Source organism: Pseudomonas versuta (assembly GCF_001294575.1).
GTDB classification, from domain to species: Bacteria; Pseudomonadota; Gammaproteobacteria; order Pseudomonadales; family Pseudomonadaceae; genus Aquipseudomonas; species Aquipseudomonas versuta.
Window position 1 is genome coordinate 2,990,001 of record NZ_CP012676.1, and the last position, 17,451, is coordinate 3,007,451.

At 56.5% G+C, this 17,451-nt stretch carries 15 protein-coding genes (1 of these 15 cut by a window edge); 5 read left to right on the top strand and 10 right to left on the bottom strand.

Annotation, left to right across the window (positions count from 1 at the left end; translation table 11 throughout):
- Positions 1–1,661, bottom strand: the 5' portion of a protein-coding gene (locus AOC04_RS13335; protein WP_060694088.1) for an aminopeptidase P family protein. 160 nt of this gene lie to the left of the window's left edge; only the first 1,661 of its 1,821 coding nucleotides appear in the window; it begins with the start codon at positions 1,659–1,661; its stop codon lies off the left edge, out of view.
- A gap of 56 nt (positions 1,662–1,717) precedes the next feature.
- Positions 1,718–2,887, bottom strand: coding sequence for a cysteine desulfurase family protein (locus AOC04_RS13340; protein WP_060694090.1), 1,170 nt, complete (start codon positions 2,885–2,887; stop codon positions 1,718–1,720).
- Between the two features lie 330 nt (positions 2,888–3,217).
- On the opposite strand from AOC04_RS13340, the gene AOC04_RS13345 reads away from it, so the two are divergent.
- Positions 3,218–4,306, top strand: a complete 1,089-nt coding sequence (locus tag AOC04_RS13345) for a sigma-54 interaction domain-containing protein (RefSeq protein WP_060694094.1) — start codon at positions 3,218–3,220, stop codon at positions 4,304–4,306.
- 46 nt (positions 4,307–4,352) lie between these two features.
- Here the strand turns inward: AOC04_RS13345 and sfnG are convergent, their stop codons facing one another.
- On the bottom strand, positions 4,353–5,453 hold the full coding sequence (sfnG, locus tag AOC04_RS13350) for a dimethylsulfone monooxygenase SfnG (RefSeq protein ID WP_162232803.1): 1,101 nt from the start codon (positions 5,451–5,453) through the stop codon (positions 4,353–4,355).
- 241 nt (positions 5,454–5,694) lie between these two features.
- On the opposite strand from sfnG, the gene AOC04_RS13355 reads away from it, so the two are divergent.
- Positions 5,695–6,474: a TSUP family transporter gene (locus AOC04_RS13355; RefSeq protein ID WP_060694098.1), complete on the top strand. Its 780-nt coding sequence runs from the start codon at positions 5,695–5,697 to the stop codon at positions 6,472–6,474.
- Here the strand turns inward: AOC04_RS13355 and nudC are convergent.
- The 5 genes from nudC to gnd all read right to left on the bottom strand — a co-directional run bounded on the left by nudC (position 6,442) and on the right by gnd (position 11,523).
- Entirely contained in the window at positions 6,442–7,272 is an 831-nt protein-coding gene (gene nudC / locus AOC04_RS13360; protein ID WP_060694100.1) for an NAD(+) diphosphatase, read from the bottom strand. The two genes, AOC04_RS13355 and nudC, sit on opposite strands and share 33 nt — an antisense overlap.
- 29 nt (positions 7,273–7,301) lie before the next feature.
- A complete protein-coding gene (locus tag AOC04_RS13365; protein ID WP_060694103.1) occupies positions 7,302–8,114 on the bottom strand; it encodes a crotonase/enoyl-CoA hydratase family protein in 813 nt (270 codons plus the stop codon).
- A 99-nt stretch (positions 8,115–8,213) separates the two neighbouring features.
- A complete protein-coding gene (locus AOC04_RS13370) occupies positions 8,214–9,026 on the bottom strand; it encodes a Cof-type HAD-IIB family hydrolase (protein ID WP_060694105.1) in 813 nt (270 codons plus the stop codon).
- Positions 9,023–10,546 carry a glucose-6-phosphate dehydrogenase gene (zwf, locus tag AOC04_RS13375; RefSeq protein ID WP_060694107.1) on the bottom strand — a complete coding sequence of 508 codons (1,524 nt, stop codon included), beginning with the start codon at positions 10,544–10,546 and terminating at the stop codon, positions 9,023–9,025. Before zwf ends, AOC04_RS13370 begins: the two co-directional genes overlap by 4 nt.
- The gene (gene gnd / locus AOC04_RS13380) at positions 10,543–11,523 is read right to left on the bottom strand and encodes a phosphogluconate dehydrogenase (NAD(+)-dependent, decarboxylating) (protein ID WP_060694109.1); all 981 of its coding nucleotides are present in this window, start codon (positions 11,521–11,523) and stop codon (positions 10,543–10,545) included. Before gnd ends, zwf begins: the two co-directional genes overlap by 4 nt.
- A 291-nt stretch (positions 11,524–11,814) precedes the next feature.
- On the opposite strand from gnd, the gene AOC04_RS23980 reads away from it, so the two are divergent.
- The 3 genes from AOC04_RS23980 (at position 11,815) to AOC04_RS13390 (ending at position 16,291) form a co-directional block, all read left to right on the top strand.
- On the top strand, positions 11,815–11,982 hold the full coding sequence (locus AOC04_RS23980) for a DUF6026 family protein (protein ID WP_167344883.1): 168 nt from the start codon (positions 11,815–11,817) through the stop codon (positions 11,980–11,982).
- 172 nt (positions 11,983–12,154) lie between these two features.
- The gene (locus AOC04_RS13385) at positions 12,155–13,897 is read left to right on the top strand and encodes a phosphoethanolamine transferase CptA (RefSeq protein WP_060694111.1); all 1,743 of its coding nucleotides are present in this window, start codon (positions 12,155–12,157) and stop codon (positions 13,895–13,897) included.
- Positions 13,898–14,053: 156 nt separating this feature from the next.
- Positions 14,054–16,291 carry a TonB-dependent siderophore receptor gene (locus AOC04_RS13390; RefSeq protein ID WP_060694113.1) on the top strand — a complete coding sequence of 746 codons (2,238 nt, stop codon included), beginning with the start codon at positions 14,054–14,056 and terminating at the stop codon, positions 16,289–16,291.
- 61 nt (positions 16,292–16,352) lie between these two features.
- Here the strand turns inward: AOC04_RS13390 and AOC04_RS13395 are convergent, their stop codons facing one another.
- Positions 16,353–16,838 (bottom strand): GNAT family N-acetyltransferase, encoded by a 486-nt coding sequence (locus tag AOC04_RS13395; RefSeq protein WP_060694115.1) that lies wholly within the window; start codon positions 16,836–16,838, stop codon positions 16,353–16,355.
- A 93-nt stretch (positions 16,839–16,931) separates the two neighbouring features.
- Positions 16,932–17,261, bottom strand: a complete 330-nt coding sequence (locus AOC04_RS13400; protein WP_060694117.1) for an ANTAR domain-containing protein — start codon at positions 17,259–17,261, stop codon at positions 16,932–16,934.
- Between the last annotated feature and the right edge of the window lie 190 nt (positions 17,262–17,451).

Genomic DNA, 17,451 nt, shown 5'->3' on the forward strand with positions numbered 1-17,451 from the left:
ATCGGACACAGGGTCAATGTTTCAAACTTGAGAAACGAACCAAACTCCGACGCACCCGCCTCGCGATTCAATACCAGATTCTCGATTCGCACCCCCCAGCGACCCGGACGATATGTTCCTGGCTCGATAGAGGTGATCATCCCGGCCTGCATGGCTGTATGAGGCGCGGGTGCAGCCTGATAGGCAATAACCTGAGGCCCTTCGTGCACATTCAGGAAATAGCCCACGCCATGCCCGGTTCCATGCCCGTAATCCACGGCCTCAGCCCAAATGGGAGCTCTTGCAATCGAGTCCAGCAAGGGCGACAAAATCCCTTTTGGAAACTGAGCCCGGGACAAGGCAATCACACCTTTAAGCACACGGGTGCAATCGCGCTTTTGCTCATAGCTCAAGGTGCCAATTGGTACCATCCGGGTAATATCTGTCGTTCCGCCCAGATACTGGCCACCGGAATCTATTAACAGCAGACCATCCCCCTCAACCACGGCATGCTCCTGCTCTGTCGCGTGATAGTGGGGCATTGCGCCATTGGCATTAAAAGCAGCAATCGTGTTGAAACTCAGCGATACAAACCCCGGACGACGCGCACGCGCAGCGGTCAACTGCTCGTCAATCGTCAACTCAGTGATGCGCTCGCGACCCAAGGCTGTTTCCAGCCAGGCAAAAAACTCACAGAGCGCTGCACCGTCCTGCTCCATGGCCTGACGGATATGAAACGCGTCATCCAGGCTTTTCTGCGACTTGGCCAGAGTAGTCGGGTTTACTCCTTCGACCAGCTTCACATCAGGCTGCAGATGGCTGAGCAACCCGCAGGTCACCCGCGCCGGGTCTACCAGTAACCGGGTTGAAGCCGGCAATGCTGCCAGAGCGTCATTGATTTCAATGTACTCACGTAGCTCGACACCATCATGCTTGAGCGTCTCCTGCAGCGCGGGACTGACCTTGTTCAAGTCCACAAACAAGGTGGCTTGCTCTGCATTAATCAATGCGAACGAAACAAACACCGGATTGAAGGAAACATCCGAGCCACGCAGATTGAACAACCAGGCAATGTCATCAAGGGTTGCAATGAAATGCGCATCAGCCTTGCGCTGAACAAGTGATTCACGCAATTGCGCCAGCTTGACTACGCGGCTCACTGTCGCCTGTGGCGGCAAATGCTCGTATACCGCCTGGACCGGCAGCGCAGGACGATCCTCCCAAACCTGCCCCAGCAGATCGATATCAGTGCGCAAAACAGCACCGCGCTCCTTGAGCTTACCTTCCAGTGTTCGCGCCGAGGCCAGTGCGAGTACCGCGCCATCAACCGAAACCGTAGCCCCTTGAGGCGCTTGTTCCGCCAACCACTCCAGCGGCCCCGGCTGCCCTGGTACCAACTTGACCAGTTCGATGCTACTGCCGGCAAGCTCCTTGGTAGCCTGCTCCCAGTAACGACTGTCAGCCCAAAGACCGGCAAAGGTCGGGGTCACAATCAAAGTACCGACCGAGCCGTAAAAACCCGATAGCCATTGCCGCCCCTGCCAATAGGCAGGCAAGTACTCTGAAAGATGAGGGTCGGCCGAGGGTACCAACAGTGCCTGTATTCCGTTCTGGCTCATTAAAGCTCGGGTGCGCGCCAAACGCTGCACTACCAACCCCGGATTCAACGACTGAGTACTCATTCTGTCTCCTGCTAGCCACGGCTAATTATTATTCCCGTCGGATAATGAATCAGCAGCTAAGACTGGGCAACCGCCCAAAAAGGTGCAGGGGCGGCTACGGCCGTTTTAATCGCATTTACTGCAGTATCGATATCCTGCTCGCTTGTAAAACGCCCCAGACTCAAGCGGATGGTTCGACTTGCCTTATCAGCGTCGTGACCAAGCGCGAGCAGCACATGCGATGGTGTTTTGCTGGCTGAGTTGCACGCCGAAGTAGCCGAATACGCCAGCACCGCGCTCAATGCAGAACTATTGAAGTGCCCTTGGGGGAAAGTCAGGCTCAAGGTATGGGGAATTCGTTGTGTTGGACAGCCGTTGCATTGCACCCCCGGCACAGCGGCCAACTGCGCCAGCAAACGCTCACGCAGAACGCTGATATGGCCCAACTCCTTGGAGAATGACTCGCTGGCCAGGGCAAAGGCAGCTCCCATTCCTGCTATCTGGTGAGTGGCCAGCGTGCCCGAGCGCAACCCCGACTCATGACCACCACCATGAATCTGAGCCTGCAAACGATCCTGCGCACGCGCGCCTACATACAGCGCTCCAATTCCCTTGGGCCCGTACACCTTGTGCCCGGAGAATGACATCAGATCCACAGCCCACTTCTGCAGGTCAATGGCTATCTTGCCTGCGCCCTGGGCGGCATCAACATGGAACAAAGCGCCGTGCTCGCGAACCAGCAAACCAATAGCAGAGATATCATTTACCGTCCCGAGCTCATTGTTAACCAGCATCAGCGATACCAGCAGCGTGTCTTCACGCAATGCAGCGCTGACTTGTTGCGCACTTACAAGCCCATCGCTATCGGGCGCCAGATACGTCACGTCAAACCCTGACTGCTCCAGGAACCGCGCCGTGTCCAGTACCGCCTTGTGCTCAATCTGACTGGTGATGATATGCCCGCGTGATTTGCCATTGGCCAGCGCAACCCCCTTCAGCGCAAGGTTATTGGACTCGGTAGCGCCCGAGGTCCAGATAATTTGCTCTGCCTTGGCGTTAATCAACTGGGCAACCTGCTCGCGAGCCAGCTCCACCGCGCTTCGGGCTTGCTGACCGAATACATGGGAGCCCGAGGCAGGGTTGCCAAAATTTCCTTCAAAGCCAAGACAGTCGACCATCACCTGAATGACACGAGCGTCCACAGGAGTGGTGGCAGCGTAATCGAAATAAAGAGGTCTTTTGTTCATTGTCAAACCTACTGAGCGTTCCGGAATCAGGCAGTGCTTGATATCAGAAGAGTGAAGCCACGTTAAAGAATGGCCATTAGAAATACCCGATCAACCTGGGTGACAAAAGAAGCCGCTTCATTACATGTCGTAGGAGCATTCCAAAATTCACGACATCGAAAAACCATAGCCCTATAAAGCGCCAAAAAGACCGGTTTGTGCAAGTCCGATATGCCATAAGGATATATAAATATGGAATTAGGTTAGTTTACGGAATAACAAAAGCACTTTATAAAGCAGCCTCCGGCTTTCCTTTGTGGGTATAGCCCTCCCCCTTAAAAGGAGCTGTACATGCAGCTTTTGACACTGCCTGCCACTCCGGCACTCGCTACCTCCATACGGGCCACAGCCCAGGTTTTTGCAGATCCCGCCTCCAAGGCGTTACTCGCGCATCTACAGCAAATAGCGCCCAGTGATGCCAGCGTGTTGATCATTGGAGAAACCGGCACCGGTAAAGAAATCGTTGCCCGGCACATACATCAACTCAGCCACCGCAACCAGCAACCGTTTGTGGCCGTCAATTGCGGAGCGTTTTCAGAATCGCTGGTCGAAGCCGAGCTGTTTGGCCACGAGAAAGGGGCATTCACCGGCGCACTGGGGGCCAAGGCCGGCTGGTTTGAAGAGGCTGACGGCGGCACATTGTTCTTGGACGAAATCGGCGATTTGCCACTGCCCATTCAAGTGAAGCTGCTGCGCGTGCTGCAAGAGCAAGAAGTGGTGCGGCTGGGATCACGCAAAAGCACGCCGATTAATGTTCGCGTACTCGCGGCCACCAATGTGAATCTGGAACAGGCCATTGATGCCGGTCACTTTCGCGAAGATCTGTATTACCGGCTAAACGTGGTCAGCCTGGTGCTGAAGCCTTTGCGCGAACGCCAAGGGGACATCCTGCCGCTGGCCAGACATTTCCTTCAAACCTACCGGCAACGGCTGCAACACGGCCCCACTGCACTGAGCACATGCGCTGAAGACGTGCTCATGAACCACCCTTGGCAGGGCAATATCCGCGAGCTTGAAAACGTCATGCACCACAGCCTGCTCCTGTGCCGCAATCAGACCATCACGGCCCAGGACCTGCGCCTGTCACAGTCGCGCAGCAAACGGCTGGAGCACCCCGTACCGCAGCATTGCACCGATACCCCGGATCACTTGCTGCAACGTGCATTTCAAAAGTTGTTCGAGGAAGAACCCGGTGCGCTGCACGAAGCCGTCGAGGACAGCCTCTTGCGTGCGGCTTATGAGTTCTGCCATCACAATCAGGTGCACACCGCCAAACTGCTGGGTTTAAGCCGTAATGTCACCCGCACTCGCCTGATCAAACTCGGGGCCCTGGCAGTGAACACACGAAGGCTTGATGCTCAAACCCTCTCGGCGTTCTGAACCGACACCCCAGCAGCAGCCCGGGGCACTGCTGCCGGGGTCGCCCTCAAGCGGGTGTCAGTTGTTCAAGCGTGCTTGCTTCCAGCTCGCGCACTAAAGGCAGTACACGACGCCCGAAATACTCCACCTCTTCCTGAAAATGCAGAAACCCCGCCAGCACCAGGTCCACGCCCAATGCCTTGAGCGCCACGATCCGCTGCGCGATCTGCCGGGGGGTGCCAATCAAGTTGGTTTTAAAACCATCGTTGTACTGAACCAGATCTTCAAAGGTTGACTTGGCCCAGTTACCTTCTCCCTCAAGCGAAGACTTGCCCGCCTGTTTTGCAGCGTCGCCAAAGGCATGGACCGCATCAATGTCGGCATTTTCAATGATTTCCTGCAACACCGCCCTGGCCTCTTCCTCCGTGTCACGGGCAATGACAAAAGCATTCACCCCGACCTTCACTGAGTGCTGGTTGGCTGCAGCCTTGGCCCGTATATCGTCGATTTGAGCTTTGATGCCTTCTGGTGTGTTGCCATTAGTGAAGTACCAGTCCGATACGCGGGCGGCCATATCCCGTGCAGCACGCGAGCTCCCGCCCTGAAATATCTCCGGGTGCGGCAAGCCCAGCGGCTTGGGCTTTAGGGTGTAATTGTTGATTCGATAAAAATCCCCCTTGAAGGTGAAGTTATCCTGGGTCCAGATGCCTTTAAGGACCCGAATGAATTCCTCGGAGCGGCGATAGCGCTCGTCATGCTCCAGCCAATGCTCACCAATGGCGTTGAATTCGCCCTTGAACCAGCCACTGACGATATTGACCGCGACACGGCCCTGCGTCAGTTGATCAATGGTAGCCAGCTGCTTGGCCGCCAATGCGGGTTTCCAGGGCCCCGGCAGGATCGCCGCGATAACTTTCAAATGCGTGGTAGCAGCCAATAACGCGTGACTGAACGCTACGGACTCGTGCTGAAACTCGGCACCATAACCCGCCGTGAAGCGGATTTGCGTCAGTGCATATTCAAAGCCCGCTGCTTCTGCCAACTGGGCGAGTTTGCGGTTGTAATCAATCCCCCAGTGGGTGCGTTGCTCAATTTTGCTGACGACCAGTCCACCGCTGACGTTAGGCACCCAGTAGGCAAATTTTATGGCTTGCTGACTCATTGGCATGATCTCGGCGTTAGGGAATGTCATGACTACAGAGCAGCATTTATGCCAACAGGTCTAAACCGCCTTTGCGCCCCGTGAAACCGCACCGGGCTGTTCATCAGGCATTTTTTTGTTGAATCACTGTTGGCCATGCAACACTTTTCGAACGCAAAAGGTCAGTCGCAGCTGGTGACCGTTATCGGTAAGATGACGCCCTTCGCGCGCTTGTGCGCTGTCCGTCCTGCCGAATTAAGCCGACCCGATGCCATTTGAACTCAGCGTAGATTTGACCACCCTCGCCATTCTGGCCGCAGTGGCCTTTGTTGCCGGCTTTATCGATGCCATTGCCGGTGGCGGAGGCTTGCTCACCACGCCGGCCTTGCTGACTGCCGGCCTGCCCCCGCACCTGGTACTGGGTACCAACAAACTCAGTTCGACGTTTGGTTCGGCAACGGCCAGTTTTACCTTTTATCGACGCAAGCTGTTCCATCCCAGAGAGTGGAAGCTGGCAATTTTCGGTACGTTGGCAGGGGCCCTGATGGGAGCCATCGTGGCCCATTACATGCCGGCCGAGTGGCTGAACAAAATGCTGCCGGTGATTGTTTTTGGCTGTGGCCTGTATCTACTGTTCGGCGGCACACCCAAAACTCCGATCGACAACGATGCTCCAATAAAAAAGAAATGGCAGCTGCCCCAAGGCCTGGGTCTGGGCTTCTATGACGGTGTGGCAGGCCCCGGAACCGGTGCCTTCTGGACGGTCAGCAGCATGCTGATGTACCCCATCGACCTGGTGAAGGCCAGCGGCGTGGCCCGCAGCATGAACTTCGTCAGCAACATTGCAGCGCTGTCGGTGTTTGTTTTTTCGGGGCATGTGGACTGGGTCATCGGCCTGACCATGGGCTTTGCCGTCATGGTCGGTGCCTTCTTTGGCGCCCGCAGCGCGATCAGCGGCGGGGCCAAATTCATTCGCCCGGTGTTTATCACCGTGGTCTTGGGACTGACCGTGCGCCTAGCCTGGCAGCACTGGTTCGGCCAGGCCTAAGCGTCGCGCCACATACACGTCGATGAGATAGCGGGCAATCGAGCGCGATGCTGGCAGCGGCGGCAAATGATGCACATTGAACCACTGTGCATCTTCTATCTCGTCCGCCTGGGGAACGATTTCGCCCCCCGCATATTCAGCATGAAAACCCAGCATCATCGAGTGCGGAAAAGGCCAGCACTGGCTGCCCAGGTACTGGATATTCCTGACTTCCACCTGCACCTCTTCACGCACCTCGCGAATCAGGCAATCCTCCGCCGACTCTCCCGGCTCGGCGAACCCCGCCAGCGTGCTGTATACCCCCGGCACAAAGCGCGGCGAACGGGCCAGCAGCACCTCATCACCCCGGGTAATCAACACAATCATGCTTGGCGAAATTCGCGGGTAACTACGCAGGTCGCAGGGCGCGCAGTACATCGCACGCTCCAGGTGTATCTGGGTCATGGCCCGCCCGCAGCTTCCACAGAAACGATGCTCTCTGGCCCAGCTGCCTATTTGCGCGGCGTAGCCCAGGACCTTGTAAAGCGTGTGATCGCCCTCCAGCATAAAAGCTCGCAAGCCCTGCCAGCGACAGCCTTCAACCTGCGCCGCAAGGTCAAGCTCCAGCAGGTACACCGGCTCCCCGTCCAGGTGACCGATGCCATGCTCGGCCAGCACCGTCAGGTCCTGACGCTTTAGCCATTCACGGGGGAACAACGGGCCATTATCGTCAAGTAAAAAACCGTCGGGGCCGCGTGCCACAGCCAGGCCGCCAGGTAGGTCTGTATCCAGTACTGCCGTGGTCCAACGCGGTGTCATGAAACGATCCTTGGTCAGGTTAAAAATCGTCAATCGAGAAATTCAGGCTTTTGTTTGGTCATATGGGCGGTCATTGCCAGCCGCAAGTCGCTCGACTGGAGCATGGCTGCGTTCCATGTCGCGACATACTCCAGACCATCGTCTACGCGGTGATCGCGCATGTAGCTGATCATCTGCTTGGTACCGCCAATAGCAATCGGCGACTTGCCCGCGATCTCTTGCGCGATCGACATGACACCTTCGAGCAACGCCTGATGATCGCTGTAGACCCGGTTGACCAGGCCAATCGTGCGCGCTTCGTCGGCCGCCACCATGCGCCCGGTGTAGGCCATCTCACGCAGCATGCCGTCGCCGATGATGCGCGGCAGACGTTGCAGGGTACCGACATCGGCAGCCATGCCCATGTCGATTTCCTTGATCGAGAATTGCGCATCTGCAGCCGCATAGCGCATGTCGCAGGCTGCGATCAGGTCAATGGCGCCCCCCAGGCAATACCCCTGAATGGCCGCCAGCACCGGCTTGCGGCACTGATCGACAGCATTGAACGAAGCCTGCAATTGCAAAATCTTACGCCGCAGCAAACGGGCGTTACGCCCGACATCCTTGCCCAGTTCATTGGCAACCGAGGCCAGCAACATCAGATCGATACCGGCCGAGAAATGCTTGCCCGCGCCGCTGAGCACGACTACGCGTACGGCATCGGTTTCATCGATCCACTGAAAGATTTCGACGATTTCGCTCCAGAACGCCGCATTCATCGCATTGACCTTCTCAGGTCGGTTGATCTGCACGTGGGCAATGTTGCCCTGTAACTCAACCTGAAAAGCCTGGTAGTCGGACATAAACTCAATCCTTTTTGGGGCGCAGTGCCGGTCAATAAGTCGCGGACTATAACAAGCACTGCGGGCCTCAGGCAGGCCGTTATTACGCCAAAAACCGGGCTAAAGAATAAAGCGCTCGATCGCCCGGGCAACGCCGTCTTCAAGGTTACTGCCCGTCACATACATCGCCTGCTTGCGTATGTCTTCAGGGGCCTGGCCCATGGCAATCGAAATCCCCGCCCGGTGGAACATCGCCGGATCATTGCCCCCATCACCGATGGCCGCCGTGCGTACCAGCGGCACATCCAGAAACTCGGCCAGAGTGGCCAACGCCTCACCTTTATTGGCTTTGAGCGCAGTGATATCCAGATAACGAGCCTGTGAGCGACTGGCGATCGCGAGCCCGCTCAATACAGGTTGCAAACGCTGCTCGAGATCCATCAATAACGGTGCATCGCTACAGGTCGCTACGATCTTGTGCACCCGGTGCAGATAAGGTTCATAGCTTTCAACCACCTTGGGGGGGTAACCGAGGCCGTGCTGCTCGTGAGAAACCATCTCGCCCGACGGATCGCGCACCAGCCACTCTTCATCGACAAACAGCCAGACTTCAACCGGGTGCTCCGCCAACAGGGCCAGGGTCTTCAGCACCCCTTCATACTGCACGTGATGAGATTGCAGGTACTCCCCCTGGGCGTTGACCAGCAGTCCGCCATTGAATCCGGCGACCGGCAACTCAATGCCCAGTTGCTGACTGATCTCGCGCATGGCACGCGGCGGCCTGCCGGAGGCCAGGGTGAAATAAACGCCCGCCGCCTGCAGCTTTTTAACCGCGGCCAGGTTTCCGGGACTGATGGTGTGGTCAGGCATAAGAAGGGTGCCATCCATGTCACACAGCACCAGCTTAATGGTCTCTTGCTTCACGTCACTCATCCTATGTTCAGCCAGACGCGACCATCGCGGGCCAGTAGTTCTTTTGAGGCTTCGGGGCCATCCTGACCGGCCGGGTATGGATGCACGTCCGAATGTTCACGCCACGCATCGAGAAAAGGCTGCACAGCGCGCCAGCCGTTTTCAATATTGTCAGCACGCTGGAACAAGGTCTGATCGCCGGTCAGGCAGTCGTAGATCAACGTCTCATAACCGGTGGAAGGCTGCATTTCGAAGAAGTCTTTATAGGCGAACCCAAGGGCGATATTGGCCATTTTCAGCCCCGGGCCCGGACGCTTGGCCTGAAGGTCAAACCACATGCCTTCGTTGGGTTGAATCTGGATCCGCAAATAGTTTGGCTGCAGCCGATCGACTTCGGTGTCGCGGAACTGTGCATAAGGCGCGGGTTTGAAACAGATCGCGATTTCGGTATCACGGGCACTCATGCGCTTGCCGGTGCGCAGATAAAACGGCACGCCGACCCAACGCCAGTTATCGATCATCACCTTGAGCGCGACAAAGGTCTCAGTGGAGCTGTCGGCGGCCACGTTGTTCTCTTCGCGATAACCCTCTACCGGCTTGCCACCGGACTCACCGCGGGTGTATTGCCCGCGCACCGAGTTTTTTAACGCATCTTCCTTCGACCACGGGCGAATTGCTCCGATGACCTTGGCCTTCTCGCCGCGCACCGCATCAGCACCAAAGGCCGCGGGAGGCTCCATCGCAACCATCGCCAGCAACTGAAACAAATGGTTGGGCAACATGTCGCGCAAGGCACCGGTATGCTCGTAAAAACTGCCACGGGTCTCGACCCCGACGGTTTCTGCCGCCGTGATCTGCACATGGTCGATGTAATGATTATTCCAAAAGGACTCGAAAAGTCCGTTGGAGAATCGACTGACCAGGATGTTCTGGACGGTTTCCTTGCCCAGATAGTGGTCAATCCGGTAAATCTGCTTCTCGCTCATGACGGTCAGCAGGCACTCGTTCAATGCTTGTGCCGTTTCGACGTCAGAGCCAAAAGGTTTTTCAATAACTACCCGGCGAAATGCATCCGGGGTTTCTTTAAGCAATCCGCCAGCGCCCAACCGCTGCACCACTTCGCTGAAAAAGCGCGGGGCAGTGGCCAGGTAGAACACCGCGTTGCCAGTGCCACTGGCGATGATTTTCTGTTCCAGCGCGGTATAAGTGCTGTCATCCAGAAAGTCGCCCTGCACATAACTGATGTTCTTCGCCAGCGAAGCCCACAATTGGGCATTCAAGCCCTTGCCCTCAGGATGATCCACTTTGCTGGCGGCTTCATTGCGAATGAAGTCCTCCAGCTTTTTGGCAAAACCCTCATCACTGATCGCATTGTGGTCGACGCCCACAATGTGCAAACCATCGTCCAGCAAACCGTCCCGACTCAAGTTGTACAGCGCCGGCATCAGCAGGCGCTTGACCAGATCACCGTGAGCCCCAAACAGAAACAGCGTGGTGGGCGGTGCCGGCTTGGTGTTGGATTTGCTGGACTGATCGGTCATTTCTTAGGTGTCTCCACATGGCCGCCGAAACCAAAACGCATGGCAGACAACAATTTGTCTCCATACAGGCTTTGCTGGCGTGAGCTATAACGGGCAAACAAGGCGTTCGACAGTACCGGAACCGGTGTCGACTGTTCCATGGCCGCTTCGATGGTCCAACGGCCTTCACCGCTGTCCGCCACAGCGCCCGAGTAACCGTCCAGCGGTGCGTCAGTGGCCAGTGCATCAGCGGTCAGATCCAGCAACCAGGACGACACAACGCTGCCGCGGCGCCACACTTCGGCGATATCACCCAGATTCAGGTCAAAACGCTGATCTTCAGGCAGGTTTTCACCGCCCTTCATCTTCATCAGGTTGAAACCTTCGGCGTAAGCCTGCATCAGGCCGTACTCAATACCGTTATGCACCATCTTGACGAAGTGCCCGGCGCCCGCAGGACCTGCATGGATGTAGCCACGTTCTGCGCGGTCATCATCTGAGACACGATCCTTGGTGCGTGCGATGTCGCCCATACCCGGAGCAAGGGCCGCGAACAGCGGATCCAGATGTGTGACGACGCCAGTGTCACCGCCAATCATCATGCAGTAGCCGCGCTCCAGCCCCCACACGCCGCCAGAGGTGCCGACGTCAACATACTGAATGCCTTTTTCGGCCAGCGCCTGCGAACGACGGATGTCATCTTTATAAAAGGTATTGCCGCCATCGATGATGATGTCATCGGCGTCGAGCAGTTGGCTCAGGGTTTCAATGGTGTCTTCGGTCGGAGCACCGGACGGCAGCATGACCCAGACAGCCCGGGGCTTGGCCAGGCCAGCAACCAGCGCAGGCAAGTCGGTCACGCCTGTGGCGCCTTCCTGCTCGAGGGCACTGACAAAGTCGGTATTGCGGTCAAAAACCACGGTTGTATGCCCATTGAGCATCAGACGCCGCGCGATGTTACCGCCCATACGGCCCAATCCAATAATTCCCAACTGCATGTACTGTTGCTCCCAACGACAAATAAATAGGTGTACAGCACCTTAGTGCAGCATTGCTTAAGGTGCCCGGCTGAGGATTAGTCCTAGCGCATGCTGCATAGTTTCGCACAAGCAGCCACCCAGATTCGCGATTCAATACACTCAGAAGACGAACGAGCACACCTGGACCGCAAAAAAATTAAAAGTTCACATCACTCAAGAAAGAAATCACAATCGGCCACGACAGTGATCCATGTCCGGCAACGGGCTATCTGGATACTCGATATAAAGTTGCCAGAGGCGAAGTGAACCATGACCACCATACTGTCCGCACGACCTGCCCAGACCCTCTATGTCACCGTCCGCCGTGATGAGCTGCGTCAACTCAAAGAGGAGTGCGTGCAGTTGCGCCAGGAACTCGAACAATTGCGCCGGCAATTACAGAGTGCCCAGGCTGGCCATGTCAGCCTCCACGACTGATCCCCCCACAACACGCGGCGAGCCAGAGCCCGCCATCATCCCTGACAAAGTTTTCACATCCCGTTAGCAATACTTCAACACTTTGCGGCTGCTCATTAGTGATGCGGCCCTCACTTGTTGTGCCGGGCTAAACGGCATTGACGATTCAAGTTGTTATCAGCTGGAGCGCTGTATGGGGATGTTCAAACGCAGTAACACATCTGCGAAAGGTTTCGACTGGGCCGGACTCGGCTGGCTATTTCTGTTCTTCTGGTACTTTTCCGGCATTACCCAACTGCTGATCCAACTGACGGGCACCTCCGGATTTTCGGGCTTTCGCCAGGCGTTCATAATGAGCGCCATCTGGCTGGCACCCATGCTGATGTTCCCAAAGCATACCCGCGCAATGGCGGCCGTCATCGGCGTGGTGCTGTGGGCGTGTTCCATGGCCAGCCTCGGTTACTTCTTCATCTATCAGCAAGAATTCTCGCAAAGCGTCATCTTCATCATGTTCGAGTCGAACGTGTCTGAAGCCGGCGAATACATGACCCAGTACTTCGCCTGGTGGATGGTGCTGGCGTTCCTTGCGCACACCGCTTTCGCCGTATTCCTCTGGACCCGTTTGCGCCCGGTGTACATGCCCCGTGCCCAAGCCTGGACAGTAGCCATTGCCTTGCTGGTGGCGATTGTCGGCTACCCGATCATCAAACAATCGATCAAGCACGACACCATGGCCGCTGCCATGGAAAGCTTTGAAAGCCGCATAGAGCCTGCAGTGCCATGGCAGATGGTGGTCGCGTATCGCCGTTACCTGGAGCAACTGGACAACATGCAGGGCATGCTCGCCAGTGCCAGCAAAATCCCGCCATTGACCAACCTCAAGGACAATGAAGCCGGCAAGCCCACCACCCTGGTACTGGTCATTGGCGAATCAACCAACCGCCAGCGCATGAGCCTCTATGGCTACCCGCGCGAGACAACCCCCAATCTTGATAAATTGCGCGATCAGCTGGCGATTTTCGACAACGTCGTAACACCGCGCCCTTACACCATCGAAGCACTGCAACAAGTCCTGACGTTTGCTGATGAAGAAAACCCGGACCTGTACCTCAGCACCCCGTCGCTGGTCAGCGTGATGAAACAGGCCGGTTACAAAACCTTCTGGGTGACCAACCAGCAGACCATGACCAAGCGCAACACCATGCTCACCACGTTCTCCGAGCAGGCAGACCAACAGGTCTACCTCAACAACAACCGTAACCAGAATGCGCGCCAGTATGACGGCGACGTGATTGAGCCCTTCAACAAGATCCTGGCCGACAGCGCGCCACGCAAACTGATCGTGATTCATCTGCTCGGCACGCACATGAGCTACCAGTACCGTTACCCGCCGACCTTCGACAAATTCACCGATCGCACCGGTGTCCCCGCCGGCCTGACCGATGACCAGGTACCGACTTACAACAGCTACGACAATGCCGTTTTGTATAACGACTTTGTGGTGTCGAGCCTGATCAAGGACTTCGCCAAAACCGATCCCAACGGTTTCCTGCTGTACCTGTCCGATCACGGTGAAGACGTTTTCGATTCGGTTGGCCACAGCACCCTGGGCCGTAACGAAGCCAAGCCGACCGCTCCGATGTACACCATCCCGTTCATGGCCTGGGCCTCGCCAAAATGGCGTGAAAGCCATACCTGGAATTTCGCCAGCGACCTTGGCCGCCCGTATAGCAGCTCACAGTTCATCCACACCTGGGCAGATCTGGCCGGTTTGAGCGCTGACGAACTGGACGATAAAAAGAGCCTGGTAAGCGATCAGTTTGTCGCGCGTCCGCAATTGATCGGCGACCCGTACTCGCGCCCGCAAAAAGCCTTGATCGACTTCAGCCTGATCAAACCCAAGCCCCCTGCAGCGGGTAATGTGGCCACGCAGTAAAAAGCACAACGGGGAGCCAATACCTCCCCGTTGAGTGTTAGTTCACTACTGGAAACAATCAGAAACAACAATCATTCGCGATTACGCTAATTCGCCCCCTTGTCATTCGTTTGAAGCACTAGACCACTTCACAACAATGACAAGGAGCCGGCAGCGATGTTCGCGCCCACCACCCGTTCGATGACGTTAACCCTCGGCCTGCTAAGCAGCACCATCAGCCCCTGCCTCATGGCTGATAGCGAGATCAAGGACGAAACACGTTCCACCTCAATGGAACTCGGCAGCACCAGCATCACAGCCCAGGGACTGGGTGCAACGACTGAGAACACCGGTTCCTACACCACGGGCACGACCAGTACCGCCACCAAACTCAACCTGAGCATCCGCGAAACGCCGCAGTCGATTTCGGTGGTCACCCGCCAGGAGATGGACGACTTCAACCTCAACACCCTGACCGAAGCCATGCGTCATACCACCGGTGTCGTGGTGCAACACAACGATTCGGACCGGGTCAGCTATTCGTCTCGTGGCTATACCATCAACAACTTCCAGATTGACGGCATGCTCAACACCTTCAGTTTCATGAAGTCTGATGCCGACACCATCATCTATGACCGCATTGAAGTCATCCGGGGCGCAACAGGCCTGACCACAGGCGCTGGCGACCCGTCCGGCACCATCAACATGATCCGCAAGCGGCCAACCCGCGAGCTCCAGGCCAAAGCCGGCGTCACCGGGGGCAGCTATGACGACTATTACAGCTACGTTGATGTCGGCGGCCCGCTGGCGTTTGACGGGCGTTTGCGCGGGCGTACCGTGCTGGCTTACCGCGACAGCAAATCGTTCCGCGACAACTACGCACTCAAGCGAGAAGTGGCCTACGGCATTCTGGAAGCCGACCTGACAGACGACACCACAGTTGCAGTCGGATATGACTACCAGGACAAGCAAGTGCAGGGTTCATCCTGGGGAACAACACCGTACTGGACCGGCACCGGCGACAAAGCCGGATTTGGGCGCTCAACCAACCTGGCCACGTCATGGAGCTCATGGCCCATGAAGGACAAGACTGCATTCGCCACCCTGGAGCAACGACTGTTCAATGACTGGCGTCTGAAAGCGGCCTACACCCATCGCACCAGTGATGCCGAAGGCAAGGTGTACTACGCCGGCGGTGGTTTCCCCAATGCCGATGGCACCGGCATGTCGGCTTTTAGCAGCCATTTCATCGGAGAGGAAAAAATGACCGCCATCGATGTGAATATCTCGGGCACCTACCCGTTATTCGGGCGCGAGCATGATCTGATGCTGGGTTATGGCGAAGCCAAAAACGACAACACCTCGCCCTTGATGGTTGAACTCAACCCAGATAACTACCGCCAGATTCCGGACTGGCGGGACATGAGCACCATTGCCAGGTATCAGGACTTTAATACCGGCATTCAGGGCACCCGGGACATCATCAAACAGAAGTCAGGCTACCTGGCCACGCGCTTTAACCTGACCGATCAATGGCATGCCGTGCTCGGCACGCGGTATGGCAGCTGGCAAAGCTCCAGCGCCAGCACTGAGTTCGATGAAGCGTCCAAAGGGCTGGTGCATGCAAAAAAAGTTCAGACCCACAACGACATGCTCACCCCTTACGCGGGGGTGCTCTATGACTTCACCGAAGAGCTGACGGCCTATGTCAGCTACACCGACATTTTCAAGCCGGGTACCAACAAGGATATTGGCGACTCCTACCTGGAACCCGTTGTGGGCAGCAACTATGAGCTGGGGCTCAAGGGCAGCTTCTTTCAGGAGCGGCTCAATCTGTCGTCGGCCGTGTTCTGGAGCAAACAGGATAACGTGCCGGAAATCGACGACTCGGCACCCCGCGGGCCCAACGGCGAGCAATATTACAAATCCGGGGGCAAGGGCAATAAGGTCAACGGTTTCGAAATCGAGCTGGCCGGTGAAGTGATGCGTGACTGGAACATGATGGCCGGGTACACCTACACCCACTCACGTAACGCTGCGGGCAAGCGGATGAACACCGCGGCACCCTTGAACCTGGTAAAGGTGTCGACCACCTACCGCCTGCCTGCCGAATGGAAGGCCATGACCGTGGGGGCTGCCGTCAACTGGCAAAGCGATATCTACCGCGCGGCCAATCGTCCGACCGCAGAGAAAGACGCCAAGGGCTATCCGGTTACGTTCAAGGAAGACATCACCCAAAAGTCCTACACCCTCGTCGATCTGATGGCCCGCTACGAGTTCGACAAACACGTCTCGGCCACTTTGAACGTGAAGAACCTGCTGGATCAGAAGTACTACGAAAACGTCGGCTTCTATAACGGCGTGTTCTGGGGTGATCCACGGACCGTTAGCCTGGGCCTGGAGTGGACGCTCTAACCAGCCACAGGCTTTTGTAACTGCTGCCGCGTTCTGCGGCAGCGGCTATCGAGGTTGAGCCTTACAAATATTTATTCCAGAACAACATGCGACCATATGCAGGGTCGAGCTGCCCCTCACTGAAACCGAATTTCCTGTATGAACCTTGAGCTACCGGGTTTCCCTCAAGCACTTCAAGGGTGATCTTGCAGCAGTCACGCTCACGGGCAATTTCTTCTACCTTGAGCAGCATCTTCTGACTCAGGCCCAGACCACGAAATGCATCGACCACTGAAACGTCGTGCACGTTGACCAATGGCTTGCCGGCAAAGGTCGAGAAGCCTTCAAAACAATTGACCAGCCCTGCCGCCTCGCCATTTACAAAGGCCAGTACGCTGAACGCATGGGGACGTTTGGCCAGCTCGTCCGGTAACTGCTCCAGTACCTGCGCCGACAACGCCTCACCGCCGCCCATAGGGTCCTTGGCGTAGTGATTCAATACGTCTCTCAAGGCCTGGGCGTGTACCGGGTTTGTATAGTTTGCTTGCACTACCACGACATCCGACATTGCGTATGTTCCTCGACGACTTGGGTTCTTGGTGTCCGATTTTGACGACACCAGACCTTAGCGTGCCGCAAGCGACGCATACAAGTGCCCGGATCAGATATGGCTTGAGGGATCGATGCCTTGCATCAGCGCGTCGATTTTCGGCGCCAGGGTGTCGGCGTCCGGATAAATCAGAATGTGGCGAAACTGTGCATTGGCCTTGCGATACGCCTCGACATCCACAGCCGCTCCGCCCGCCATCTCCTGGCTGATCAGTAACAAATCAAACTCATGGGCTTGAGCGTCATACAGGCTCACTAACGCCTGCTGGTGATACAAGGGAGCAATGCGGTAGTAGCCCGCAGCATTGAGCGACCTTTCTAAGGTTAAAGCCTGGGCCGGTTCGGTGTCGGCAATCAAAATTCGTAATGACTTGGTGGGCATGATGTCTGAACCATCGTCAAAAGCATTCTGTTAGAACGGAACACGTCAGCAGTACTGCATGTACCGAAGCCAGATAAGTGCACTTTCGGACATTTCAAGACACCGTTTATCTCGTCACTGATTTGACGACCTGCACACTGGCAACAAAGTCAAAAACAGGCCCGGGGCTCATGCCCCGGTCTTTCTCCAG

Bases quoted from the DNA above. Each gene is read 5' to 3' on its own strand.
- AOC04_RS13340 (WP_060694090.1), bottom strand. From the start codon at position 2,887: ATGAACAAAAGACCTCTTTATTTCGATTACGCTGCCACCACTCCTGTG.
- AOC04_RS13345 (WP_060694094.1), top strand. From the start codon at position 3,218: ATGCAGCTTTTGACACTGCCTGCCACTCCGGCACTCGCTACCTCCATA.
- sfnG (WP_162232803.1), bottom strand. From the start codon at position 5,453: ATGCCAATGAGTCAGCAAGCCATAAAATTTGCCTACTGGGTGCCTAAC.
- AOC04_RS13355 (WP_060694098.1), top strand. From the start codon at position 5,695: ATGCCATTTGAACTCAGCGTAGATTTGACCACCCTCGCCATTCTGGCC.
- nudC (WP_060694100.1), bottom strand. From the start codon at position 7,272: ATGACACCGCGTTGGACCACGGCAGTACTGGATACAGACCTACCTGGC.
- AOC04_RS13365 (WP_060694103.1), bottom strand. From the start codon at position 8,114: ATGTCCGACTACCAGGCTTTTCAGGTTGAGTTACAGGGCAACATTGCC.
- AOC04_RS13370 (WP_060694105.1), bottom strand. From the start codon at position 9,026: ATGAGTGACGTGAAGCAAGAGACCATTAAGCTGGTGCTGTGTGACATG.
- zwf (WP_060694107.1), bottom strand. From the start codon at position 10,546: ATGACCGATCAGTCCAGCAAATCCAACACCAAGCCGGCACCGCCCACC.
- gnd (WP_060694109.1), bottom strand. From the start codon at position 11,523: ATGCAGTTGGGAATTATTGGATTGGGCCGTATGGGCGGTAACATCGCG.
- AOC04_RS23980 (WP_167344883.1), top strand. From the start codon at position 11,815: ATGACCACCATACTGTCCGCACGACCTGCCCAGACCCTCTATGTCACC.
- AOC04_RS13385 (WP_060694111.1), top strand. From the start codon at position 12,155: ATGGGGATGTTCAAACGCAGTAACACATCTGCGAAAGGTTTCGACTGG.
- AOC04_RS13390 (WP_060694113.1), top strand. From the start codon at position 14,054: ATGTTCGCGCCCACCACCCGTTCGATGACGTTAACCCTCGGCCTGCTA.
- AOC04_RS13395 (WP_060694115.1), bottom strand. From the start codon at position 16,838: ATGTCGGATGTCGTGGTAGTGCAAGCAAACTATACAAACCCGGTACAC.
- AOC04_RS13400 (WP_060694117.1), bottom strand. From the start codon at position 17,261: ATGCCCACCAAGTCATTACGAATTTTGATTGCCGACACCGAACCGGCC.